21 protein-coding genes are annotated in these 22,739 nt (G+C 76.9%); 9 read left to right on the forward strand and 12 right to left on the reverse strand.

Going from position 1 to position 22,739, the window contains the following annotated elements:
* Positions 1–44: 44 nt before the first annotated feature.
* The 3 genes from H505_RS0127575 to H505_RS0127585 all read left to right on the forward strand — a co-directional run bounded on the left by H505_RS0127575 (position 45) and on the right by H505_RS0127585 (position 4,291).
* On the forward strand, positions 45–1,031 hold the full coding sequence (locus H505_RS0127575; protein ID WP_026404567.1) for a hypothetical protein: 987 nt from the start codon (positions 45–47) through the stop codon (positions 1,029–1,031).
* A gap of 307 nt (positions 1,032–1,338) precedes the next feature.
* Positions 1,339–2,859, forward strand: coding sequence for a PucR family transcriptional regulator (locus H505_RS44665; RefSeq protein WP_051301233.1), 1,521 nt, complete (start codon positions 1,339–1,341; stop codon positions 2,857–2,859).
* Positions 2,860–2,863: 4 nt separating this feature from the next.
* Positions 2,864–4,291 carry an aldehyde dehydrogenase family protein gene (locus tag H505_RS0127585; protein WP_026404568.1) on the forward strand — a complete coding sequence of 476 codons (1,428 nt, stop codon included), beginning with the start codon at positions 2,864–2,866 and terminating at the stop codon, positions 4,289–4,291.
* A gap of 37 nt (positions 4,292–4,328) precedes the next feature.
* On the opposite strand, the gene H505_RS0127590 is transcribed toward H505_RS0127585, so the two are convergent.
* Complete coding sequence (locus H505_RS0127590) at positions 4,329–5,372, reverse strand: alpha/beta hydrolase (protein ID WP_026404569.1); 1,044 nt, start codon at positions 5,370–5,372, stop codon at positions 4,329–4,331.
* Between the two features lie 122 nt (positions 5,373–5,494).
* On the opposite strand from H505_RS0127590, the gene H505_RS0127595 reads away from it, so the two are divergent.
* Both H505_RS0127595 and H505_RS0127600 read left to right on the forward strand, forming a co-directional pair.
* A complete protein-coding gene (locus tag H505_RS0127595) occupies positions 5,495–7,582 on the forward strand; it encodes a methylenetetrahydrofolate reductase (protein ID WP_026404570.1) in 2,088 nt (695 codons plus the stop codon).
* A 45-nt stretch (positions 7,583–7,627) separates the two neighbouring features.
* A complete protein-coding gene (locus tag H505_RS0127600) occupies positions 7,628–8,563 on the forward strand; it encodes a hypothetical protein (protein WP_026404571.1) in 936 nt (311 codons plus the stop codon).
* Here H505_RS0127600 and H505_RS48120 read toward each other — a convergent pair.
* Positions 8,556–9,428 (reverse strand): hypothetical protein, encoded by an 873-nt coding sequence (locus H505_RS48120; protein WP_157433148.1) that lies wholly within the window; start codon positions 9,426–9,428, stop codon positions 8,556–8,558. The genes H505_RS0127600 and H505_RS48120 overlap by 8 nt on opposite strands.
* Before the next feature lie 132 nt (positions 9,429–9,560).
* Here H505_RS48120 and H505_RS44675 point away from each other — a divergent pair, with 132 nt between their 5' ends.
* Together H505_RS44675 and H505_RS0127615 are read left to right on the forward strand one after the other, a co-directional pair.
* Entirely contained in the window at positions 9,561–10,688 is a 1,128-nt protein-coding gene (locus H505_RS44675) for a sensor histidine kinase (RefSeq protein ID WP_051301235.1), read from the forward strand.
* Entirely contained in the window at positions 10,685–11,323 is a 639-nt protein-coding gene (locus tag H505_RS0127615; protein WP_026404572.1) for a response regulator, read from the forward strand. The genes H505_RS44675 and H505_RS0127615 overlap by 4 nt, the downstream gene beginning before the upstream one ends.
* Positions 11,324–11,334: 11 nt before the next feature.
* Here H505_RS0127615 and H505_RS0127620 read toward each other — a convergent pair whose 3' ends face one another.
* Together H505_RS0127620 and H505_RS44680 are read right to left on the reverse strand one after the other, a co-directional pair.
* On the reverse strand, positions 11,335–12,885 hold the full coding sequence (locus H505_RS0127620) for a carboxyl transferase domain-containing protein (protein ID WP_026404573.1): 1,551 nt from the start codon (positions 12,883–12,885) through the stop codon (positions 11,335–11,337).
* Between the two features lie 24 nt (positions 12,886–12,909).
* On the reverse strand, positions 12,910–14,289 hold the full coding sequence (locus H505_RS44680; protein ID WP_051301236.1) for a sensor histidine kinase: 1,380 nt from the start codon (positions 14,287–14,289) through the stop codon (positions 12,910–12,912).
* A 272-nt stretch (positions 14,290–14,561) separates the two neighbouring features.
* Between H505_RS44680 and H505_RS48125 the strand changes: the two genes are divergently transcribed.
* The gene (locus tag H505_RS48125) at positions 14,562–15,869 is read left to right on the forward strand and encodes a serine/threonine-protein kinase (RefSeq protein ID WP_051301237.1); all 1,308 of its coding nucleotides are present in this window, start codon (positions 14,562–14,564) and stop codon (positions 15,867–15,869) included.
* Between the two features lie 32 nt (positions 15,870–15,901).
* Here H505_RS48125 and H505_RS0127635 read toward each other — a convergent pair whose 3' ends face one another.
* Positions 15,902–17,020 carry a PP2C family protein-serine/threonine phosphatase gene (locus H505_RS0127635; protein ID WP_026404574.1) on the reverse strand — a complete coding sequence of 373 codons (1,119 nt, stop codon included), beginning with the start codon at positions 17,018–17,020 and terminating at the stop codon, positions 15,902–15,904.
* 160 nt (positions 17,021–17,180) lie between these two features.
* Here H505_RS0127635 and H505_RS50120 point away from each other — a divergent pair, with 160 nt between their 5' ends.
* Positions 17,181–17,351, forward strand: a complete 171-nt coding sequence (locus tag H505_RS50120) for a hypothetical protein (RefSeq protein ID WP_157433149.1) — start codon at positions 17,181–17,183, stop codon at positions 17,349–17,351.
* Between the two features lie 18 nt (positions 17,352–17,369).
* Here H505_RS50120 and H505_RS0127645 read toward each other — a convergent pair whose 3' ends face one another.
* The 7 genes from H505_RS0127645 to H505_RS44690 form a co-directional block, all read right to left on the reverse strand.
* A complete protein-coding gene (locus H505_RS0127645) occupies positions 17,370–17,834 on the reverse strand; it encodes a ribose-5-phosphate isomerase (protein WP_026404575.1) in 465 nt (154 codons plus the stop codon).
* 70 nt (positions 17,835–17,904) lie between these two features.
* Entirely contained in the window at positions 17,905–18,918 is a 1,014-nt protein-coding gene (locus tag H505_RS0127650) for a hypothetical protein (RefSeq protein WP_157433150.1), read from the reverse strand.
* Positions 18,919–19,008: 90 nt separating this feature from the next.
* On the reverse strand, positions 19,009–19,983 hold the full coding sequence (locus H505_RS0127655) for an ATP-binding protein (protein WP_026404577.1): 975 nt from the start codon (positions 19,981–19,983) through the stop codon (positions 19,009–19,011).
* 153 nt (positions 19,984–20,136) lie between these two features.
* Positions 20,137–20,889, reverse strand: a complete 753-nt coding sequence (locus tag H505_RS0127660; RefSeq protein ID WP_026404578.1) for an energy-coupling factor ABC transporter ATP-binding protein — start codon at positions 20,887–20,889, stop codon at positions 20,137–20,139.
* A complete protein-coding gene (cbiQ, locus tag H505_RS0127665) occupies positions 20,886–21,650 on the reverse strand; it encodes a cobalt ECF transporter T component CbiQ (RefSeq protein ID WP_026404579.1) in 765 nt (254 codons plus the stop codon). The genes H505_RS0127660 and cbiQ overlap by 4 nt, the downstream gene beginning before the upstream one ends.
* On the reverse strand, positions 21,650–21,997 hold the full coding sequence (locus H505_RS51200) for a PDGLE domain-containing protein (RefSeq protein ID WP_026404580.1): 348 nt from the start codon (positions 21,995–21,997) through the stop codon (positions 21,650–21,652). Before H505_RS51200 ends, cbiQ begins: the two co-directional genes overlap by 1 nt.
* An 11-nt stretch (positions 21,998–22,008) precedes the next feature.
* Complete coding sequence (locus H505_RS44690) at positions 22,009–22,722, reverse strand: energy-coupling factor ABC transporter permease (protein ID WP_051301238.1); 714 nt, start codon at positions 22,720–22,722, stop codon at positions 22,009–22,011.
* Positions 22,723–22,739 lie beyond the last annotated feature (17 nt).

Genomic DNA, 22,739 nt, shown 5'->3' on the forward strand with positions numbered 1-22,739 from the left:
GGCGCGGTCGACCGGCCGGGCGAAGTCGTCTACTTTCGATCGGCATGGACTCGGACGGCCCCCCGGATTCCGTCACCGTCGACGTCGCGCACGTCCACGGACGGCAGATGATCGTCGGCGCGGCGGTCGCGGGCCCCCTCGGGGTCGTCGCGATCGCCGCCGCGGTCACCGGCGGCGTGGACGGCGGCACCGGCGTCCGCGTGGCGGCGTTCGTGATCGGCACCGTCTTCGCGCTGCTCGGCGCCCTGCCCCTGCTGATGTGGCGGGTGGCGTTCCGGCGGCGCCGCCTCGTGCTCGACGCGGCCGGGATGCGCTGGGACGACCCCCGCGGGCGGCCGTGGGCGGTGCGCTGGGCGGAGCTGGACCGGGTGCGCCTGGTCGATCCGGAGCCCGACACCGGGGCGCCCCGGGTGGCGTCCACGGTGAACCTCCTGCTGCACCCGGCGGGTCCGGAGTTCCGCGACGCCCACCCGGAGATGGAGCACCTGGCCGTCGCGAAGGCGGGCGCGCCGGGCGTCGCCTACCGCCTGCCGTTCGGCCACGCCCACCGGGTCGTCGGCCCGATCGACGACGCGCTCGTCCGGTTCGCGCCCGGCCTGTACCGCACCCCGGGCACGTGGGTCGCCGTGCCCGGCCGCCCGTGGGCGGTGCCGGCCGGCGTGTCGCTCCTCGCGCTCTGCTGGGCCGCCGCCATGACGGCCGCCGTCCTCGACGACGCCTCGGTCCGGACCCTCGCGATGGGCGCCTTCTGGACGGCGGCGTTCACGCTGTGGCTCGTGCGCATCTGGCTGGGCGGCCCGCTCGCCACCGGGCAGATGGCCAGGTTCGCGCCGACCCTCGGCGCGGTGCTCTTCCTCGGCGTCCTCCTCATCGCCGCCGCCGGCTACAGCGGCGGCCACCCGCCCGACCCGGGCGAGGACTGGGTCGTCCTGCTTCTCGCGCTGCCCGGCGCCGCCGTCTTCACCGCCGGACGGCTGCTCGCCCGCGCGGACGTCCGGGAGTGGACGCGGGCGCGCGGGCAGGGCCGCTGACCGGGAGGACCCGGCGCGGACGAACACGGTCACAGCCCACGGGCATGGGCACGGGCATGGGCACGCACGCGGTCCGCGGAGCGGCGCCGGTCCGGCGGGCGCCGGGCGAGGGCCGCCGGCCCGCCCAAGCCGGGGCCGGCGGGCCTCACCGCTCGCCCCGGAGGCGGCCCGTGCGCTCCGGGTCCGTGCTGCCCATGCGCCGAACCTAGGCGGCGCCCGCGCCTAGGATGAACGTACGGGGCGGCGAATCGCGCGGTCCCGACTGGACACCCCGGACATTGACCGTCCCCGAGCCGGAGGGAGCGCGGTGCCGCCCAGCCTGGCCGCCGTGGCGGCGATCCCGCAGCTCGGGCTCACGTCCCCGACCGGGCCGCCGCCGGACACGCCCGTCCTGTGGGTCGCGGTCAGCGAGCTGGAGGACCCGACGCCGTACCTGGAGGGCGGCGAGCTGGTGCTCACCACGGGCATGCGGCTCACCCCCCGCAACGCCGCGGAGTACGTCGGGCGGCTCGTGGAGCGGGGCGTCGCCGGGCTCGGCTTCGGGGTCGGCGTCATCCACGCGACCGTCCCGGACGAGCTGCTCGCCGCGGCCCGCGCGCAGGGGCTGGCGGTGCTGGAGGTGCCGCGCCCGGTCCCGTTCATCGCGATCGGCAAGGCCGTGTCCCGGTTGCTCGCCGCCGAGTGGTACGAGGACGTCACCCGCGCGTACCAGGCGCAGCGGGAGCTGACGCGCGCCGCGCTCACCGGGCCCGGACGGCTCGTCGCGCGGCTGGCGCGGCTGCTCGGCGGCTGGGCGCTGCTGCTGGACGCCGCCGGGGACGTGCGGCACGCCGAGCCCGCGCGCGCCCGCGCGCACGCGGAGGCGCTCGCGCCCGAGCTGGCGCGGCTGCGCCGCCGCCCGCCCGCGGACCGGCCGGACGGGTCCCCGGCGAGCCTGGCGCTGTCGCTGCCCGGCGAGCACGTCGTGGCGCAGCGGATCGGGCTCGGCGGGCGGCCGCGCGGGTTCCTCGCCATCGGGACGGACGCGCCGCTGCCGCCGACCGCGCACACCATCGTGGGCGCGGCGGTCGCGCTGCTCACGCTCCAGTCGGAGACCCCGCGCACCGCCCGCGACCTGCGGGCGGCGCTCGCCGGGGTGCTGCTCGGGCGGCCCGCCGGGGGCGGCGCGGTGCCGCGCGGGCCGGTGCGGGTGCTGGCGTGCGCGGCGCCGGAGCGGGGCCGGGCGGTGCTGGACGCGCTGGAGTCCGACCCGGCGGGCGAGCGGTGCCTGCCGCTGCCGGCCGCCGGGAGCGTCGCGGTCGTCGTCCCCGACGCGCTCGCCGGGACGGTCGTGCCGCTGCTGGCGGGCGTCGGGCCGGTCGGCGTCAGCGGCCCGGCCGGCGCGGACGGCGTCCCGCCGGGTCCGGGCGCGCTCGCGCCGGCGCTGCGGCAGGCCGAGGAGGCGCTGGCGGCGGCCGTCCGCGCGGACCGGCCCGTCATGCACCACGCCGACCTGCCGGGGCAGGGCGTGCTGGGCGTGCTCGATCCGGGGCCCGCGCGCGCCTTCGCGGAGGCGCTGCTCGCCCCGCTGCGCGCCGAGGGGCTGGACGGCGCGGTGCGCGCGTACGTCCAGGCCAACGGGCAGGGCGAGACGGCCGCGCGGGCGCTCGGCGTCCACCGGCACACGCTCCGGTCGCGGCTGCGCAAGGCGGCCGGCGTCCTGGGCCGCGACCTGGACGACCCGGCCGTCCGGGCCGAACTGTGGGTCGCGTTCGCCGTCGCGTCCAACCCGGGCGAGCGGATTCGCCATGTCGGAGACTCCCCCGCGGGGCCTCCGGAGATAGCGTGAGCGTATGAACGCGACCCCATTCTGGCTGGCCGGCCGGCCCGAGACCGGTGACGGCGAACTGACCGTGACGCACCCCTACGACGGCCGCGTCGTCGGAACCGTCGCGGTCCCGACCCCCGCGCAGGTGGAGGAGGCGGTCGCGGCCGCCGACGCGGTGCGCCGCGAGGCGGCGGCGCTGCCGCTGCACGTCCGCGCCGAGGCGCTCGCGCACGTGTCCGCGCGGCTCGCCGAGCGCTCCGAGGAGATCGCCCGGCTGATCACCGGCGAGAACGGCAAGCCGCTGCTGTGGGCGCGCGGCGAGGTGGCCCGCGCGGTCTCCACGTTCCGGTTCGCCGCCGAGGAGGCCCGCCGCTTCAGCGCGACCACCCAGCGGCTCGACACCGACCCCGCCGCCGAGGGCCGGATGGCCTACATCACCCGCGTCCCCAAGGGCCCGGTGCTCGGCATCTCCCCGTTCAACTTCCCGCTCAACCTGGCCGCCCACAAGATCGCCCCGGCGATCGCGGCCGGCACCCCGATCGTGCTGAAGCCCGCCCCCGCCACCCCGCTGTCGGCGCTGCTGCTCGGCGAGCTGCTCGCCGAGACCGACCTGCCCGCCGGGATGTGGTCGGTGCTGACGGTGCCGAACGACCGCGCGTCCGGTCTCGTCGACGACCCGCGGCTGCCGATCGTGTCGTTCACCGGGTCCGTCCCGGTCGGGTGGTCCATCCGGGACCGGGCGCCCCGCAAGCACGTCACGCTGGAGCTCGGCGGGAACGGCGCCGCGGTCGTCCTGCCGGACGCCGACCTCGACTGGGCCGCGAAGCGCATCGGGCTGTTCGCCAACTACCAGGCGGGGCAGAGCTGCATCGCCGTGCAGCGCGTCTACGTCGACCGCTCCGTCTACGAGGAGTTCCTGCCGAAGCTGGTGGAGAACGTCGAGAGCCTCGTGACCGGCGACCCGTGGGACGACAAGACGCAGGTGGGGCCGCTGGTCGACGAGAAGGCCGCCGAGCGGGTCGAGGCGTGGGTGGACGAGGCCGTCGCGGCGGGCGCGAAGGTCCTCGCCGGCGGCACCCGGGAGGGCGCCGCGTACGCGCCGACGCTGCTCGCCGACGTCCCGGACGACGCGAAGGTGTCGCGCGAGGAGGTGTTCGGCCCGGTCATGCTGGTCCGGCCGGTGGACGGCGTGGACGAGGCGTTCGAGCGGGTCAACGACTCCAAGTTCGGGCTCCAGGCGGGCATCTTCACCCGGAGCCTCGACATCGCGTTCCGCGCGCACCGCGAGCTGGAGGTCGGCGGCGTCGTCATCGGCGACGTGCCGTCCTACCGGGCCGACCAGATGCCGTACGGCGGCGTGAAGGACTCGGGCGTCGGCCGGGAGGGGCTGCGGTCGGCGATGGAGGACTACACCGAGGAGAAGGTGATGGTCTTCACCGGGCTGCCGCTCTGAGCCGCCTCCCGTCCGTCCGGCCCGGGCCCGGTCTCCGTCAGCGGAGCCGGGCCCGCGCCATGCCGGTGCGCAGCGCCCCGGCGGCCTCCGCCATCGCCTCGCGGAACCGGCCGCCGAGGCCCCACATGTTCGCGAAGCCGTGGATGAGGTCGTCCTGCCGTCGCAGCGCGACCGGCACCCCGGCGCCGGCGAGCCGCTCCGCGAACTCCTCGCCCTCGTCCCGCAGCGGGTCGAACCCGGCCGTCACCAGGTAGGTCGGCGGGAACCCGGCGACGTCGGCGGCGAGCAGCGGCGACGCGTCCGGCTCCTTGCGGCGCTCCTCGTCCGGGCAGTAGTGGTCGCTGAACCACACCATGTCGGCGTCGGTGAGCATGAACCCCTCGGCGAACAGCTCGCGGGACCGCCGCCGGACCGACATGTCGGTCGCGGGGTAGAACAGCAGCGCGAAGTCCGGGCGGCGCTCGGCGCGCAGCCCGACGACCGCGGCGAGGTTCCCGCCCGCGCTGTCGCCGCCGACCGCGATGGCGTCCGGGTCGGCGCCCAGCTCGCGCGCGTGCTCCACCGCGTACGCCCACGCCTCCAGGGCGTCCTCCGCCGCCGCCGGGTACCGGTGCTCGGGCGCCAGCCGGTACCCGACCGACAGCACCCGCGCCTCCGCGTTCACCGCGAGGTACCGGCACACCGAGTCGTGGGTGTCGAGGTCGCCGATGACCCAGCCGCCGCCGTGGTAGAAGACCAGCAGCGGCGAGCCCTCCGCCAGTCCGGCGGGGGTGTAGAGCCGGGCCGGGACGTCCCCGGCGGCGACGTCGCGCGTCTTCACCGGCCGCGGCAGGTCCCGGGCGAGCAGCCGGTTCGACCGCTCCATGCCGCGGCGGGCGTCCGCGGGCCGCCCGCCGCCGAGGTTGCGCTGCTCCAGCCGCGACAGCGCCAGGAGGAGCTGCGCGTCCAGCGCGAGCCGCTGCCCGTCCCGGACGACCGGCGCCCCCGCGATCGCCCGCCGGAGGGGGTCCGGCAGCGCGAAGACGCAGCGCAGCACGCCGCCGACGACCGCGGGCGGAACGAGTTCGGACAGCCGGGACATCTGTACCTCCTGGGGGGCGAACCGTCCGCCGATCGTAACGATGCGGGCCTACCCGCCGGTAGGCCCCCTCCGGACGGGCCGCCCGTGGCCCCGCGGGCCGGATCCGGCTTACCGTACGGAGCATGCGATCCGGGCGGCGCGAGCGGCTGCTGGCGCGGGCCGTCCGGGACAAGTTCCGGGGGCCGGGCTGGGACCGGCTGCGGAAGGCGGGCGAGAGCGGCGACCAGAGCGTGGTCGACGCGCTGTGGGCCTGCTGGCTCGACCGGGACCCCCACGACGCACTGCTCCGCGCGCTGCGGTCGTGGGGCCGTCCCGCGCGCGGCGACCGGCGGGCGCGGAGCGTGGTGGCGCTCGGCGGCGGCACCCGCCCCGGCGGCGAGCGCACCGCCCTGCTCGCGGCCGCGCTCGTCCGGGACCACCCGATCGGGGCGATCGCGCGGGACCTGCTCGCGCGGACCACCGACCCGGACGTGCTGCGCGACGCGCTCGGCACCGCGCTCGACGCGGGGCCCGGCGCCCCGCTCGCGGGCGTCCTCGCCGCCCGCGACGACCTCCCCCGCGACCCGCCGGCGCTCGCCGAGCTGTTCCTCGTCACCGGCCGCGGCGCCCGGTACCGCGCCCTCGACCCCGACGGGACGCACCTCGCGCGGGCCTACGCGGCCGCGGGCGAGCACCGCCGGGAGCGGCTGCGCGAGGCGATGCTGCGCGCGGGCGACCTGGACGTCGTCCGCGTCGTCACCGCCCGCGACCGGGACGCCGGCCTCGGCGCCGGCGAGCGCCGGGACCTCGCGCGGGCCCTGCTCGAGAGCCGCCGGTGGGAGGAGGCGTGGCGGACGGCCAAGCGGCTCCCGCTCGCCGACGCCGCCGCCGTCGCCCGCGCCCTCCCCGCCGGCTGGCGGCCCGCCCCGGCGGACCGCCGCGTCCTCGCCCTGCTCCGCGCGGCCCCGCCGCGCCTGCACGACCACGTCGCGGTGCTCGCCGACGCCGACCGCCGGACCGTGCGGGTGGGCGGGCTGGCGGACAGGCTGGTGGAGGCCGGCGCCTTCTCGCCGGACGCCCGGTTCATGGTCGTCGGGCACCTCCACCGCGGCATGCCGAGCGACCCCCGCACCGTCCAGGTCTTCACGCTGGACGGCGGCGTCGCGTCCTCCGCCGGGCGGCACGTCGTCGACGGCGGCACGCCGCGGTTCGCCCTCACCGAGCACGGCGCCGCGATCGCCCCCGAGCACGACGAGCGGGCCGTCTGGTGGCTGCCGTTCGCGGACCGGCGGCCGGAGCGCCTGCCGGTCCGCGACCGCGTCACTCACCTGGCCCCCGTCCCCGGCGGCTTCGTCGTCGCGGGCGTCACCGATGACCGGGAAGTGCGGCTGCACCGGTTCGACCGGGCCGGGCGCCCTTCCCCGGACGGTCCGCTCACCGTCGCCGACCTTCCGTTCCTCACCGCCTTCCCCCCGGCCCGCATCGCCGCACGGGCCGACTTCGCCTGGGCGTACGAGGTGTTCGCCGACCCGGTCGGCGGGCGGGTCGCGTTCCACAGCCGCGCCCCGAAGCGGATCGTCGTCATCGAACCGGACGCGCGGGTCGTCGCCGACTCGGCGGCCGGCCATGCCCGGCAGGGCTCCCCCTGGGCGCGGGCGACCCCCGGCTGCTTCACCGCGCCGGACCGCCTGTTCTCCGACGGGCGCCTCATCGCGTGCACGCCCGACGGCGGCCTGCGCGACGTCGCGGTGCTCGCGCCGCGCCCGCACGACACCGTCGGCGCCGTCGTCCACCTGCCCGCGACCGGGGAGCTGCTCGGCGCGTCGCCGGGCCGGCCGTACGCCCCGGGGACGGCCTGGTACGCGGACGCCACCACGCTGGAACCCGTCCGGGACCCGCGCCCGCCGGCCGGGCTGCCCGCCCGCGCCGTCTGGGCGACCCCGGACGGCGCCGTGCACGCCGTCGGCCGCGAGACCGTGACCGTCGTGGACGAGGCCGTGCGGGCCGCCGCCGGACCGGCCGTCCGCCCGCTCGACGAGCTGACCGCCGCGGACCTGGGCGTCCTCGCCGACCTGCGGCGGCGCGCCCGGCCGGGCGCGTCGGCGCTCCGGACGGTCGTCGGCCTCCTGCACGACGTGCTGGAGGCCGCCCCGGTCGGCGCGGACGTCGCGCTCGGCGGGGCGTCCGCGCCCGCGGGCGGCCCGGACGACATCGCGCTGGGCGGCACGTGACGGGAATGCCGGAAACGTCGTCCGGCCCCCCTACGCTTTCCGATCATGGGTTATGACACGAGCTTCCACCCGGTCGACACGGCGCTGGTCGAGGACCGCCTGCTGCCGTACATCGCCGGGCACGGGGACGCCGACGGCATCGACGACCTGATCGCCCGGGCGGTGGAGATCCGCAAGACGCGCTTCCGCGCCAAGGCGTGGGCGCTCGGCGTGCTCCAGGCGACCCGCGATCTGGACGGCGTCGCGTTCGACTCCCGGCTGCACGTGTGGGGTCGTCCGTTCTTCATCGTCGGCGACGAGGCGGAGGGGATCGCCGAGGACGTCCGGCGGTACCTCGCGACGCCGAGCGGCGAGGTCGACGCGCTCGCGCGGGAGATGATCGACCGGATCGACCCGGCGCTGGCGGCGCGCGTCACGCCCGACACCGGCGGGCGGCTGCCGGACGACGAGGTGCTCGCCGCGAGCATGGGCACGGCCCTGCGGATTCTGCGCGAGGCGGCGGTCGCGCTGCGCGAGGGGCGGCGGACCGTCCGCCACCCGGACGGGCGGGAGTTCGACGCGGCCGAAATTCTGGTGAGCGAGATCCCGTTCAACCTGCTGACGTTCGCCGCCGCGCTGCTGCCGGGCTGGATGTCGCGCGGCCGCACCTGGCCCACCGCGCTCTGCGCCGACGCGGGAGTCGCGGACGAGGGCTTCACCGCCCCGGCCGCGCTCACCGGGCCGGTCCGCGCGGAGTTCCCCGACCTGGACTGGCCGTACCCGGACGGCTCCATCACCGGCAACTACACCGTCGGCGGCATGGTCCCGGCGCCCGCCGTCGCCGGGACCCGCGCCCACCTCGCCCGGCACCGGGACGCCTTCGACTGCGACCCGACCGAGCTGCGGAAGATCGACGAGGCGATGGGCGTCGCCGCGGTGCTCGGCGCGGCCTTCTGCGAGGCGACCGAGATCTACAGCGGCATGGAGGGCAACCTCAACTGAGCCGCCGCCCGGCGGGCGCCGGCGGGCGGGCGGGCCCGCCGGCGCGGCGGTCCGCGGGCGCCCCGGCCGGGGCGTCCGCCCGCCCCCAGCGGGTCCGGCCGCCCGGCTTCACGACCGACAGCACGACGGCCGTCCACAGCAGCGCCGTGTAGCCGAGCATGCAGCAGACGAGGACGAGGCCGAGCCCGCCCGGGTCGCCCGCCGGGTCGAGCGTCCGGTGCTCCAGCTCCTCGATCCAGCCGCTCTGCACGGTCGCGATGATCGGGATCACCAGCGAGATCGCGAACTTGAGCAGCACCCACCAGTGCTTGACCAGGCCCCACTTGGTGCCCAGCGAGACGACGAGCCCGGTGATGATGGCGAGCGCGACGCTGGGGATGACGATCGCCAGGTCGAACACGTGCATGAGCACGTAGGCGCCGTGCCGGACGGCGTGCCCGTCGGCGGTGGCCCCGGCGATGGCGAGCGTCGACATCGCGGTGGCCAGGCCGAGCCAGCCGACGCTCACCCCGACGTGCAGGGTCAGCCACACGCGGCGCGGCGTCCGCCTCAGCCTCGGGAAGCGGGGCCGCATGACCGCGACGGTCAGCGCGCCGAACAGCATGCCCGGCAGCGGCGCCTCCGATCCGCCGAACAGGAACAGGAACTGGACGGGCAGGAACCCGAGGTGGAACCCGATCAGGGACCGGCGGGCGCCGCCGAGCGCGAGGACGGTCAGCAGCGCGGCCGCCACGAGGTATCCGCCGGTCGCGATCGTCTGCATCAGCGGGTACTTGGGGTCGGGGACGGTCTGGAAGGCGAGCGCGGCGACCGCCGCGTACGCCGCGAAGGCGTAGTGGAGGGGGCGCCTGGTCGGTGTGGACATGCGCCCAGCGTCGCCGCGGCGGGGCCGCCCGCGCATCGGCCGATCATCGCGGGCGGGTCGGCGGAACGATGGCGCCCGCGTACAACTTTCTACCGATCCCGGGCGGGCGGGCGGCGGTTATCGTGAACGTCCATGAAGCGGGACGCGCTCGCCGCCGCCGTCGTCGCCGCCGCGGTCGCGTCCGGCGACGGCGGCTCGGGCGGCTCGTTCGGCGACACCGACCTCGCCTACACGTCGTGGGATCCGCCGCTGTGGTCCGCGGTCGTGCTGGGCCTGCTGGCGGGCGCCGCGGCGTGGTGGCGGCGCCGGAGCCCGGAGGCGCTGCTGGCCGCCGCGGTGGCCGGCTGGCTCACCACCGGCGCCTTCACCCCGCTGCTGCTCGCGCAGTACACCGTCGGCGAGCGGTCCCGGTCGTGGCGCCGGACGGTCCTGCGCACGGTCCCGGCCGTCCTGCTGGTCGGGCTCCCGTTCTGGCGGGTCGGCGGCCCGGACGCCGCGGCGCCGCTCACCGCGGCGGTCTGCGTGGCCCCGGCGCTGCTCGGGCTCTACGTCGGCACCCGGCGGCAGCTGATCGACGGCATGCGGGAGCGCGTCGAGCGCGCCGAGCGGGAGCAGCACCGCCGGGTGCTGGCGGCCCGCGCCGAGGAGCGCGCCCAGATCGCCCGCGACATGCACGACGTCGTCACGCACCGCGTCGCGCTGATCGTGCTGCACACGACCGCGCTGGAGGCGGCGGAGGGCCGCGACGCCGTCGCGATCGGCCGCCGGATCGGCGGGATCGGCCGCGAGGCGCTGGCGGAGCTGCGCGCGCTGGTCGAGGTGCTGCGGGCGGGGGACGCGCCGCTGGCGCCGCAGCGCGGCCTCGGCGACCTGCCCGAGCTGGTCGCCGAGTCGCGCCGCATCGGCATGCCGGTCACGCTGGAGGCGGCGGACGGGACGGGCGAGCCGGCGCCCGCCCTCGTGGAGCACGCCGCCTACCGGGTGGTGCAGGAGGCGCTCACCAACGTGCACAAGCACGCCGGGAACGCGCGGACGGTCGTGCGGGTCGTCCGGTCGCCCGGGTCGCTGCGGCTGTCGGTGACCAACGGCCCGCCGGGCCCGCGGCCGCCGGCGGCGGAGGTGCTGCCGAGCGGCGACCACGGGCTGCTCGGCGTCGCCGAGCGGGTCCGGCTCGTCGGCGGCGAGCTGACCGCCCGGCCCACCCCGGACGGCGGCTTCGAGGTCGCGGCCGAGGTGCCGCTCCGCGAGGCGGCGCCGTGATCCGCGTCCTGGTCGTCGACGACGAGTGGATGGTCCGCGCGATGCTGCGCACCATCCTCGGCGCGGCGCCCGACATCACCGTGGTGGACGAGGCGTCCGACGGCGAGGAGGCGGTGCGGCGGGCCCGGGCGCACGACCCGGACGTCGTCCTGATGGACATCCGGATGCCGCGCGCGGACGGCCTGGCCGCCACCGCCCGGCTCGCGCCCCGGTACCCCGTCGTCGTGCTGACGACGTTCGACCTCGACGAGTACGTGCGGACGGCGCTGCGGCACGGCGCGGTCGGCTTCCTGCTGAAGGACGCCTCGGGCGAGGAGATGCTCGCCGCCGTCCGCAGCGCGGCGCGCGGCGACGCGATGCTGTCGCCGAAGGTGACGCGGCGGCTGCTGCGCCGGTTCGCCGACACCGGGCGCGCCGAGGCCGAACGGCGCCTGGACGTCCTCACCGCCAAGGAGCGGGAGGTCCTGGTCGCGGTCGGCGGCGGCCTGTCCAACACCGACATCGCCGCCGCCCTGCACATGAGCGAGGCGACGGTGAAGACGCACGTGAGCCGCATCCTGGCGAAGCTGGCGCTGAGCAACCGCGTGCAGGCCGCGATCCTCGCGCACCGCGCCGGGCTCCTGGACGACGGCTGACACGGGCCGGCTCAGCGGTACCGGGCCTGCCGGGCGGCGGGGCTGCCCGCGACGAGGCCGGACAGTTCGCGCTCGATCGCGGCGGCGGCGCGGCGGCAGAACGCCGCGGGCTCGTCGGCCGCGTCCGGCAGCTCGTCCACCAGGACGTCCGCGGTCCCGGCGCGCAGCAGGTCGGCCGACCGGACGCCCTGGGCGGCGGCGAGCTCGGCGGCCCGGCCGGGGGTGCGGTGCACGATCACCGAGGCGCCCTCGGGCGGCAGCGGCGACAGCCACCCGTGCCGGGCGACGAGGACGCGGTCGGCGGGCAGCAGCGCGAGCGCCGCGCCGCCGCTGCCCTCGCCGAGCAGCAGGCACAGCGTCGGCGCGGCGAGGGTGAGCAGGTCGGCGAGGCAGCGGGCGATCTCCCCCGCCAGGCCGCCCTCCTCCGCCTCGGCGGACAGCACGGCGCCGGGCGTGTCGACGACGGTGACCAGCGGCAGGCCGAGCTCGGCGGCGAGCGACATGCCGCGCCGGGCGACGCGCAGCCCGGCCGGGCCGAGCGGATGCCCGGCGCGCTGCGACCGGCGGTCCTGCCCGACGAGGACGCACGGCGCCGCGCCGAACCGGGCGAGCGCCAGCAGCAGCCCCGGGTCGGCCTCGCCCTGCCCCGTCCCGGAGAGCGGCGTGACGTCGGACGCGCCGTGCCGCAGCAGCTCGGCGACGCCGGGACGGCCGGGGCGCCGCGAGCGCTCGATCGAGTCCCACGCGTCACCGCCGCGGTCCCTCGCCCCCGCCGGGCCCTCCGGCACGGCCTCCGGCTCCGCGGCCTCCCGGGGCTCCGGGCGGGGGGCCGGGGCGCGGCCGCACAGGACCGCGAGGGCGCCCGAGGCGACACCGGCCAGGTCGTCGATGGGCACGACGGCGTCCAGCAGGCCCTTCGCGGCGAGGTTCTCCGCGACCTGCACGCCCGGCGGGAACGGCTCCCCGTGCAGCCCCTCGTACACGCGCGGGCCGAGGAACCCGATGAGCGCGCCCGGCTCGGCGGCCGTCATGTGCCCGAGCGACCCCCACGACGCGAACACCCCGCCGGTCGTCGGATGCCGCAGGTAGACCAGGTACGGGAGCCCGGCGGCGCGGTGCGCCATGACGGCCCCGGTGATCCGCGCCATCTGCACGAACGCGGCCGTGCCCTCCTGCATCCGGGTGCCGCCCGAGGACGGCGCGGCGAGCAGCGGCAGTCCCGCGGCGGTGGCGCGCTCGACGGCGGCGACGATCCGGTCGGCGGTGGCCCGCCCGATCGATCCGGCGAGGAACCGGAACTCCGACACGACGAACGCGACGCGGCGCCCGCGCAGCCGCCCCTCGCCGGTGAGGACGGCCTCGTCGCACCCGCTGCGCTCGCGCGCGGCGGCGAGCTCCGCCCGGTACCCCGGCGCGGCCCCGGACGCGGCCCCGGTCTCCGCTCCCGCGCCGACCGGTTCGTCCCACGAGGTCCACGCGCCTCCGTCCAGCACCCGGCGCAGCAGCTCGCGCGCCCCGACCCGTTCCGACACACGGCTCCCTTCGACGGCGGTCCCCAGCATGATGACCGGGCGCCGCGCGGACGGTCACGCGGGGGTCGCGCCGGGGGGCGGATCGCGGGGGATCCGCATGACGAACCGCGCGCCCGCGTCGCTGTCGGCGATGACGAGCGTGCCGCCGTGCGCGACGGCGATGTCGCGGGAGATGGGCAGGCCGAGGCCGGTGCCGCTGCGGTCGCGGCGCCGCCCCTCGTCCAGCCGGGTGAAGCGGCGGAACACCCGCTCGCGGTCGTCGCGGGCGACGCCCGCGCCGTCGTCGAGCACCTCCAGGACGGCGTCCGGCCCGTCGGCCGCCACCGTGACCCGCACCCACGACCGCGCGTGCCGCTCGGCGTTGTCGAGCAGGTTCGTCAGCACCCGCGCGAGCTGGTGGGCCACCGCCAGGACCGTGACGCCCTCGGCGGCGTCGACGCGGACCGGCACCCGCCGGGGACGCCGGCCGGCCTCCTCCCGGACGAACGCGCCGAGGTCCAGCGGCCGCGGTTCGGCTTCGACGCCCGAGCCGAGCCGGGCGAGGATCAGCAGGTCCGACACGATGCCCTGCAGCCGGTCGGCGTCCGCCAGCGCGGCGCGCGCGACCGCGGGCCAGTCCTCGTCCTCGGGGGCCTGCAGCGCCACCTCGAGCTGCGCGCACAGTCCGGTGATGGGGCTGCGCAGCTCGTGCGAGACGTCCGCGACGAACGCGCGCTGCCGGGCCAGCACCTGCTCCAGCCGGTACAGCGTGAGGTTCACCGACTGGCCCAGCTCCGACACCTCGTCGTGCTGCTCGGGCACGGTGACCCGGCCGTGGTCGCCGCCGGTGATCTGCGCGAGCTCCGCGCTCATCACCCGGACGGGCCGCAGCGCGCGGCGCACCGCGAGCGCGACGATCCACGACGTGAGCGCGGTGCCGAGCACGACGGCGGTCGCGAGGCCCCCGATGAAGAAGCCCTGGTTCATCGTGTAGATGGCGATCGGCGCGCCCGCGTAGACGATGCGGGGGCCGTCCGGGGTCTGGACGCGCTCGACGACGACGAAGACGTTCGCCTGCACGCCGGGCACCTCGGTGGTGAAGGAGCGGTGGTGTCCCGGTTCGGGCGGCGCGGGCAGGCGGAGCGGGCCGCGCCCGCGCAGCGCGTCGCTGGCCGCGAGCAGGTCGCCCTCCGGCGTCACGACCTGCAGCAGGGAGAAGTCGGGGTCGCGGATCGGCAGCTCGCCGCGCCAGCCGCGCGTCCGGACGAGGGCGGCGAGGTCGTTCGCCACGACCAGTCCGCGGTCGTGGAGCTGGGCGTTGACGGTGCGGCGCAGCGAGAAGTAGAAGCCAGCCACGCCGGCCGTCAGCAGCACCGCGACGACGGCGGTCGCGACGGCGGTGACACGGGCCCGCACCGACCAGCGCGAGGGCGCCCAGCCGCCCCGGAAGAACACTGCGGCGCCCCCTCCCCCTTTCCGTGCCGCGCGGCGGCCGCCGTGCGCCGAGCGCCCGGGAGGAGTGCGCAGAACAGGTTGTTACCGAACCATTGCGCAGCGAAACATCCCCACATACCCCACCGAAACCCCCGCGCCATCCTGGCGGGGCACACTGCACTCAGGGCGGCACCGAGACCCTTCTTCCGTCACTTCCTGCACATACGCGCCATATTTTGCGAACGAGCGGGGATGGACGGACGGGAGATACGCGAGGGAGTCGGGACACCACCATGGACGCAGACATCCGGCCGCTGGAGCCGGCGGACCCCCGGGTCGTGGGCGGGCACCCCCTGCTCGGCCGCCTCGGCTCGGGCGGCATGGGCACCGTGTACCTCGGAACGGACCCCGATTCGGGCGGCCGCGTCGCGGTGAAGACCATCCACCCGCACCTCGCCCGCGACCCGTCCTACCGCAGGCGGTTCAAGGACGAGGCGTACCTGGCGAGCCGCGTGGCGTCCTTCTGCACCGCGCGCGTGCTCGCGCACGGCGAGGAGGACGGCCGCCCGTACCTCGTCACCGACTACGTCGGCGGCGTCTCGCTGCACGACCGGCTCGCGGCGAACGGCCCGCTGCCGCCCGGCGACCTGCACGGCGTCGCGGTCGGCGTCGCGTCCGCGCTCGCCGCCATCCACGCCGCCGGGCTCGTGCACCGCGACCTGAAACCCGCCAACGTCATGCTCACGCTGTCCGGGTGCCGCGTCATCGACTTCGGCATCGCCGGCAGCCAGGACGCCCGCGGCGCCGGCAGGACGGAGCGGGCCGGCAAGCCCGGGAAGGTGCTCGGCACGCCCGGCTGGATGGCACCGGAGGTCCTCGTCGGCGGCGCCGCCACCGCGGCCGCCGACATCTTCGCCTGGGGCTGCCTCATCGCGCACGCCGGCACCGGCCGGATGCCGTTCGGCGGCGACCCGGCGCGGCCGCGCGTCGGCACCGGCGAACCCGACCTCGACGGCCTCCCGGAGGCGCTCGTCCCGGCCGTCCGGTCGGCGCTGGCGAAGAACCCCGCGGCCCGCCCCACCGCCGCCGACCTGCTGCTGACGCTGGTGGAGCAGCCGCAGCCCTGCGGGGCGCCCGCGGGCGTTTCGGTGCCGGCCACCGCGTCCGGCGCGATGTCCGGCGGGATGTCCGGCGGGATGCCGGGCCCCCTGCCGGGCTCGATACCGGGCGCCGTGTCGGGCACCGTGCAGAGCGCGGTGCGGGGAGCCGTCCGGGGCGCGCTCCAGGGCGCCGTCCAGGGCGCCGCCCCGGCGCCGTCCGGGGTGCCGCGGGCGGGCGCGACGCCCGGCCCGTTCCGGCCCGCCCGCCGGTCCCGGCCGACGGCCGCCGACCCGGGCGTCCCGACGAAGACGTTCGCGCCGCTCGGCGGCGCCGGCGGCTGGTCGTCGCCGCGCACCCGGCTGCTCGCGGGCGCGGGCGCCGCCGCGGGCACGGCGCTGCTCTGGGCGATCTTCGCGGGACTGCAGAGCCGCGGGGAGCCGCGCGCGACGTCCGTCCAGGTCCACGCGCGGCGGACGCCGGTGCGCTCGCGGCGCCGCTGACGGCCGGGGGCGTCCGGGCCGGGGGCGTCGGGTCAGGTGCGCCAGATCAGGACGAGCGCGCAGTCGTCGTCGCGGGCGGCGGCCATCCGCTCCACCAGCTCCCGGGCGCCCTTGCGGAACCCCTGCGGGACGAGCCGCTCCGCCTCGCCGAGCAGCCGGTCGATGCCGGCGTCCAGGTCCAGGCCGGGCGACTCGACCAGCCCGTCGGTGTACAGCAGGAGCGCGTCGCCGGGCCGCAGCCGCCCGTGCTCGGGCACGGTCGCCACCTCGGGCACCACCCCGAGCACCACGCCCTTGGCGGGGCTGACCTGCCACGCGCCGCTGCTCGCGTCGAACTGGACGGCCGGCGGGTGCCCCGCCGACTCGACCGTGTACTCGCCCGTCCGCAGGTCGACGACCACGTGCACGGCGGTGACGAACCCCTCGTCCCACCGCTGGCGCTGCAGGTACACGTTGCACGCCTGGAGGAAGCGGTCGGGTTGGATCGATCCAAGGAGCCCGCCGAAAGCCCCCGACAGCATGAGGGCCCGTGTGCCCGCGTCCGTGCCCTTGCCGGAGACGTCGACCAGCGCGACCTCGAGCACGTCGTCCTCGCACGCCGACACCACGAAGTCGCCGCCGAACGACGACCCGCCCGCCTGCAGCAGCACGACCTGCGCCGACCAGCCGTCCGGCAGTTCCGGCAGCTCGCCCTGCCGCCGCAGCCGGTCGCGCAGGTCGAGCAGCATCGAGTCGCCGCGCAGGCCCTGGACGCCCAGCTGCTGCCGCGTCCGCGCCAGGGTGAGCGCCAGCACCGCCGTCACCGCCAGCGTCGCGACCATGCCCCACCCGATCGCGGGGGCGTTGTGCCACGCCGCGAAGCACACCATCGCCACGACGATGGACAGCAGGGCCAGCAGGCTCCGCACCCGCAGCAGCAGGCCGCCGCCCAGCACGACCAGCACCAGGACGCCGGCGGGCGCCAGCCCCCGGGTGTCGTTCGCCGTCGCCGCCCCGATCACCACGGCGAGCACCGCCAGCGCCGCGAACACGTACCGGTCGCGGGTCAGCCGCCCCCGGCGCAGCAACCGGTACAGGACCACGAGGATCGGGATCCTGCGCAGGAAGGCCCGCACTCTCGGCGGCAGGCGCTGCACCAGACGTTGAAGCATGACTCCGGCACTGTATCGAGCAATGACCCGCCCTGGACGGGATCCACGCCACCCGTCACTCTTTGCAACGGTCCAGTCGCAAGATTTCCGGGTACGAGCACTGTTCAGGAGATTTCCGGGGCCGGCGGTGCCCGCGGGACGGGACACGAGGAGGCGGCGGATGGGTCAGCCGGGCATGCGCATCACGGTGGACGCGGCGATGCGGGCGCGCGACGTCTCGCGCCCCCGCCCCGCGGGCGAGGACGCGCCCGCGCCCGCGCGGGCGCCGAAGCGCAGCCGCGCGGCGAAGAACGAGCGCCGCCGCCAGGACAAGCGCGGCGGCCGCTCCTAGGCCCGCCCCGGGGCCCCCTCAGGCGCCGGGGACGGCGCCGGTCCGCTCGTAGGCCGTCAGCATGTCGATCCGGCGGGTGTGCCGCGACTCCTTGGAGTACTCGGTGGCGAGGAACAGCTCGACGAAGCGGGCGGCGGTCGCGGCGTCGTGCTGGCGCGCGCCGATGCTGATGACGTTGGCGTCGTTGTGCTCGCGGGCGAGGACCGCGGTGTCCTCGTTCCAGACGAGCGCGGCCCGCACGCCCTTCACCTTGTTCGCGGCCATGACCTCGCCGTTCCCGGAGCCGCCGAGGACGATCCCGAACGTGCCCGGCTCCGCCGCCGTCCGCTCCGCCGCCCGCAGGACGAACGGCGGGTAGTCGTCGGCGGCGTCGTACTCGAACGCGCCGCAGTCGACGGGCTCGTGCCCGTTCTCCTTCAGCCAGGAGACCAGGTGCTCCTTGAGCTCGAAGCCGGCGTGGTCGGTTCCAAGAAAGACGCGCATGGGCCCGATTCTCGCAGGCCCGCGCCCGTCCTTCGTCCCCGGGGCGGCGGGGCGGGGCGGCGGGGCCGGATCAGGCGGACGGCGGCCGCGGACGGTCGTCGCCGCCCTCGGGTTCGTGGTCGAGCATCGTCTTGTCGGCGAGGTCCCCCGCGGCGGCGTCGCCGCCCTCGGCGGGCGCCCGCTCGGCGGGTCCGCTCTCGTCGTCCGCCTGCGTCGGCGGGTCGAGCGTGGGGGCGTCCGGCGCGGGCGGCTCGGGCGCGGGCGGCTGCTGCGGCGCGGCGCCCCAGGCGGGCTGCTGGGGCCCGCCCTGCGGCGGGACGTACGGGACGTGCGCCGGATGCTGCGGCGGCACGTACGGCTGCTGCCCCGGCACGGGCGGCTGGCCCGGCACGGGCGGCTGACCGGGGACGGGCGGGAGCGGCGGCTGCGCCGGCGCGCCCTGCTGCGCCGGGTAGGGCTGCTGCTGGCCGTAGCCCTGCTGGCCGTGGCCCTGCGGGGCGTACTGCTGGCCGTAACCCTGCTGACCGTGGCCCTGCGGGGCGTATCCCTGCTGCGCGGCCGCCTGCCCGCCCGTCCCGCGGCCGACGTGGAACCCGGCGAGGGCGCCGAGGCCCGCGATCCAGCCGTAGGCGAATCCGAAGGCGGAGCCGCCCGCGACCGTGTTCCAGACGATGCTCCCGCTGGACGGCGGGAGGTCGAGCGTCAGGCCGATCAGCACCCCGACGACGATGCTCGCGAGGCCGGAGGCGACGACGCACGCCCACCAGCCCGTGACGACCGCGCCGAGCATCCCGCGGTCCGGGGCGACGGCGCGGACGCCCACGGCGGCGAGGCCCGCGAGGAGCACGAAGAACAGGAGCAGGCCGAAGTCCAGCGAGATGACGTAGCCCCAGTTCTCGAACGACCCGTCGGGGTAGAGGCGCCACTGCGGATGCTGGAGCCAGTACACCAGCGGCCACAGCCCGCCTTCACCCCCCACATCGCCGAGCCCGTCGACCGCCCACTGGTTGCCGAGGAGCAATGCGATCAGCATGACCGGGAGCACCGCGCCCCCGGCCGTCAGCACCATCCGCCGCGTCGTCATGGCGCGCAGGTTAGTGCCGCCGCCCCTCGCACCGGTAGGCCCTAAGTCACGCGGGGTACACGACAGAACGCCCGAATCTGGGCATTCTGGTCAGACGGTGTGCAGGTCGGTCGGCTCCGGGAACCGGAACGCGGGGTCCACCTGGTTCTCCAGGTCCTCGCCGACGGCGCGGCTCGCCCAGCTCCGGGCGTTCTTCACGTGGAACTCGACGGCCTGCCGCTGGAACTTCTCCCAGTCCTTGACACGGGAGTCGGCCTCGGCGCGCATCCGCGACAGCGCGGCCTCGTTGCCCTCCTCCAGCGCCACGCCGGCGCGGCCCTGCTCCAGCGCGCGGACGGACGCGGACTGGCCGAGCCACGTCAGCAGGTCGTCGCCGACGTGCTCGCGCAGGTAGGCGACGTCCTCGTCGGTCTGCACCTTGTTGCCGACGACGCGGATGGCGACGTCGTAGTCGCGGGCGTACTCGGTGTACTGCCGGTAGACGCCGACGCCCTTGCGGGTGGGTTCGGCGACGAGGAACATCAGGTCGAACCGGGTGAAGAGCCCGGACGCGAACGTGTCGGCCCCGGCGGTCATGTCCACGACGACGTACTCGCCCGGCCCGTCGACGAGGTGGTTGAGGTACAGCTCGACCGCCCCGGTCTTGGAGTGGTAGCAGGCCACGCCGAGGTCGTCGTCGTTGAACGGGCCGGTGGCGAGCAGCGTGACGGCGGCCCCGCCCGCGCCCGCGTCCACCTCCTCGGCCAGCCGGTGGACCGGGTCGTCGCCGCGGAAGGCGAGCAGTCGCGACCCCTCGCCGGGCGGCGTCGTCTTGACCATGGCGGACGCGGACGAGACGCGCGGGTTCGTCCCGCGCAGGTACTCCTTGATCTCGGTGAGGTGATCGCCCATCGCGGGGATCTTGGCGGCGCGGTCCTCGTCGAGGCCGAGCGCCGCGCCGAGGTGCTGGTTGATGTCGGCGTCGATGGCGACCACCGGCAGCCCGCGGCCCGCCAGGTGCCGGACGAAGAGCGACGACAGGGTGGTCTTGCCGCTGCCGCCTTTGCCGACGAACGCAACCTTCACGGTGAAATGCCCCCGTTTCGGATATGAAAATCATTGCCACTTCCGGAACCACGAGTCTGGCGGAGGCGGGCGCGTCAGGCAAGCGGAACGGCCGAGAAGGCCGGAAGGGCCGACGCCCGGCGCGGGAGGGCCGGCGGGCGGGAGAGCGGCGGCTCAGCGGCGCGCGGCGGCGGGGTCGAACCCGAAGGGCAGCTCGAGCCGGTGCGCGCGGAGCAGGTCCGCGTCGGCGAGCAGGTCCGGGGTGGGGGCGTCGGCGGCGATCACCCCGCCGGACAGCACCACCGAGCGCGGGCACAGCTCGGCCGCGTACGGCAGGTCGTGCGTCACCATCAGGACGGTCACGTCGAGGCCGAGCAGGATCTCGGCCAGCTCGCGGCGGCTCGCCGGGTCGAGGTTGGACGACGGCTCGTCCAGCACGAGGATCTCCGGCTCCATCGCCAGGACGGTCGCGACCGCGACGCGGCGGCGCTGCCCGAAGGACAGGTGCTGCGGCGGGCGGTCCGCGGCGTGCGCCATCCCCACCCGGTCGAGCGCGGACCGGACGCGCGCGTCCAGCTCGGCGCCGCGCAGCCCCAGGTTGGCGGGGCCGAACGCGACGTCCTCGCGGACGGTCGGCATGAACAGCTGGTCGTCGGGGTCCTGGAACACGATGCCGACGCGGCGCCGCACCTCCCGCAGCGCCGCGCGGTCGCCCGGGTCGACGGCGAGCCCGCCGACCCGCACCCCGCCCGCGCCGCCGTGCAGGATGCCGTTCAGGTGCAGGACGAGCGTCGTCTTGCCCGCGCCGTTCGGCCCGAGCAGCGCGACCCGCTCGCCGCGGCCGATCGTCAGGTCGACGCCGAAGAGCGCCTGCGTCCCGTCCGGGTAGGCGTAGGCGAGTCCGCGGACGTCCAGCGAAGGGGTCATGGGCCCATCCAGGCGGTCAGCGTCACCAGGGACGCGGCGAGCGGCAGGGCGGCGGCGGCCGTCCACTGCCGGGGCGTCGCGCCGATGTCGTGCAGCACCGGCATGCGGCCGTCGTACCCGCGGCTCACCATCGCCAGGTGCACGCGCTCGCCGCGCTCGTACGAGCGCAGGAACAGCGCGCCCAGCGACTTGGCGAGGACGCCCGTGGCGCGGACGCCGCGCGCCTCGAACCCGCGGGACGCGCGCGCCGTCCGCATCCGGCCGAGTTCGGCGGCCACGACGTCGGCGTACCGCAGCATGAACCCGGCGATCTGCACGATGAGGCGCGGCACGCGGAGCCGCTCGAGGCCGAGCAGCAGCATGCGCGGCTCGGTGGTGGCGGCCAGCAGGACGGACGCGACCACGCCGAGGGTGCCCTTCGCGAGGATGTTCCACGCGCCCCACAGCCCGTCCCCGCTCAGCCGCAGCCCGAGCACCGCGACCTTCTCGCCGTCCGCGACGAACGGCAGGAGCAGCGCGAACGCGACGAACGGCACCTCGATGACGACGCGCCGCGCGACCGTCCCGAACGGCACCCGGGCGGCGAGCGCGACCGCCGCGAGCAGCAGCGCGTACCCGCCGAACGCCCACATCCGCTCGCGCGGCGTCGCCACGGCCAGCAGGACGAACGCCAGGACCGCGACGAGCTTGCAGTGCGGCGGCAGCCGGTGCACCGGCGAGTCGCCCGGCAGGTACAGCCGGTGCGCGTGGCCCGCGCCCACTAGTCCGTCCGGGCCGCGGTCCCGGCCCCCGCGCCGGGCTCCGCGGCAGGTTCGCCGCCGCCGCGCCGCCGGATCGCCCAGAACAGCCCGCCGCCCGCCGCGAGGGTGAGGCCGACGCCGATCAGCCCGGCGAGCCCGCCGGACAGCCGCCCGTCGTCGACGCCCTCGACGCCGTAGTCGCCGAGCGGGGAGCCGGCCAGCGCGTGCTCCTCCTCCTGTGCGGCGATGCCCTTGTCCGCCGCGACCTTCTCCAGGCCGTCGGGGCTGGAGCTGGCGTAGTGGCTGACGATCCCGGCCAGGACCAGCGACACGATCAGGAACCCGGCGAAGAAGTACTTGGTCCGCACGGCTCTCCCCCTCACGCCTGCGACGGCTCGGCTTGGTCGGCGCCGCCCGCGCCCCGCACGCGCAGTTCCGGCGGTCTGCGCAGGTCTCGGGCGCCGTGCACCAGGTCGGGCCGGACGGCGAGGACGCTCGACACCGTCGCCGCCGTGATCAGCGCCTCGCCGACGCCGATGAGGACGTGCACGCCGACCATCGCGCCCGCGACCGTCCCGATCGGGACGTCGGTCGTGCCGCCCAGCGCGTACAGCGCGGTGAACGCGACGGCCGACGCCGGCACCGACACCAGCGCCGCGGCGAACGCCGCCCCCGCCGCGGCCGGGCGCGTCTTCGGCAGGACCCGGACGAGCGCGCGGAACAGCGGGTACGCGACCGCGACCGTGACCAGCGACATCGTCATGACGTTGGCGCCGAGCGCGGTGAGGCCGCCGTCGGCGAACAGCAGCGCCTGCAGCAGCAGGACGACCGCCACGCACAGGACGCCCGCCCACGGGCCGACGAGGATCGCGGCGAGCGCCCCGCCGAGCAGATGCCCGCTGGTCCCGGACGCGACCGGGAAGTTCAGCATCTGCGCGGCGAAGACGAACGCCGCGGTGAGTCCCGCGAGCGGGGCCGTCCGGTCGTCGAGTTCGCGGGCGGCGCCGCGCAGCGCCAGCCCGACCCCGGCGACCGCGACGGCGCCCGCCGCGATCGAGACGGGCGCGTCGATGAATCCGTCCGGTGCGTGCATCCCTCACCGCCCTGCCG

Source organism: Actinomadura rifamycini DSM 43936 (assembly GCF_000425065.1).
Classification (GTDB): Bacteria; Actinomycetota; Actinomycetes; order Streptosporangiales; family Streptosporangiaceae; genus Spirillospora; species Spirillospora rifamycini.

What these genes read in the sequence shown, in the direction of transcription:
- H505_RS0127575 (WP_026404567.1), top strand. Translation starts at nt 45, where the DNA reads ATGGACTCGGACGGCCCCCCGGATTCCGTCACCGTCGACGTCGCGCAC.
- H505_RS0127585 (WP_026404568.1), top strand. Translation starts at nt 2,864, where the DNA reads ATGAACGCGACCCCATTCTGGCTGGCCGGCCGGCCCGAGACCGGTGAC.
- H505_RS0127590 (WP_026404569.1), bottom strand. Translation starts at nt 5,372, where the DNA reads ATGTCCCGGCTGTCCGAACTCGTTCCGCCCGCGGTCGTCGGCGGCGTG.
- H505_RS0127595 (WP_026404570.1), top strand. Translation starts at nt 5,495, where the DNA reads ATGCGATCCGGGCGGCGCGAGCGGCTGCTGGCGCGGGCCGTCCGGGAC.
- H505_RS0127600 (WP_026404571.1), top strand. Translation starts at nt 7,628, where the DNA reads ATGGGTTATGACACGAGCTTCCACCCGGTCGACACGGCGCTGGTCGAG.
- H505_RS48120 (WP_157433148.1), bottom strand. Translation starts at nt 9,428, where the DNA reads ATGTCCACACCGACCAGGCGCCCCCTCCACTACGCCTTCGCGGCGTAC.
- H505_RS44675 (WP_051301235.1), top strand. Translation starts at nt 9,561, where the DNA reads ATGAAGCGGGACGCGCTCGCCGCCGCCGTCGTCGCCGCCGCGGTCGCG.
- H505_RS0127620 (WP_026404573.1), bottom strand. Translation starts at nt 12,885, where the DNA reads ATGCTGGGGACCGCCGTCGAAGGGAGCCGTGTGTCGGAACGGGTCGGG.
- H505_RS48125 (WP_051301237.1), top strand. Translation starts at nt 14,562, where the DNA reads ATGGACGCAGACATCCGGCCGCTGGAGCCGGCGGACCCCCGGGTCGTG.
- H505_RS0127635 (WP_026404574.1), bottom strand. Translation starts at nt 17,020, where the DNA reads ATGCTTCAACGTCTGGTGCAGCGCCTGCCGCCGAGAGTGCGGGCCTTC.
- H505_RS50120 (WP_157433149.1), top strand. Translation starts at nt 17,181, where the DNA reads ATGGGTCAGCCGGGCATGCGCATCACGGTGGACGCGGCGATGCGGGCG.
- H505_RS0127645 (WP_026404575.1), bottom strand. Translation starts at nt 17,834, where the DNA reads ATGCGCGTCTTTCTTGGAACCGACCACGCCGGCTTCGAGCTCAAGGAG.
- H505_RS0127650 (WP_157433150.1), bottom strand. Translation starts at nt 18,918, where the DNA reads ATGACGACGCGGCGGATGGTGCTGACGGCCGGGGGCGCGGTGCTCCCG.
- H505_RS0127660 (WP_026404578.1), bottom strand. Translation starts at nt 20,889, where the DNA reads ATGACCCCTTCGCTGGACGTCCGCGGACTCGCCTACGCCTACCCGGAC.
- H505_RS44690 (WP_051301238.1), bottom strand. Translation starts at nt 22,722, where the DNA reads ATGCACGCACCGGACGGATTCATCGACGCGCCCGTCTCGATCGCGGCG.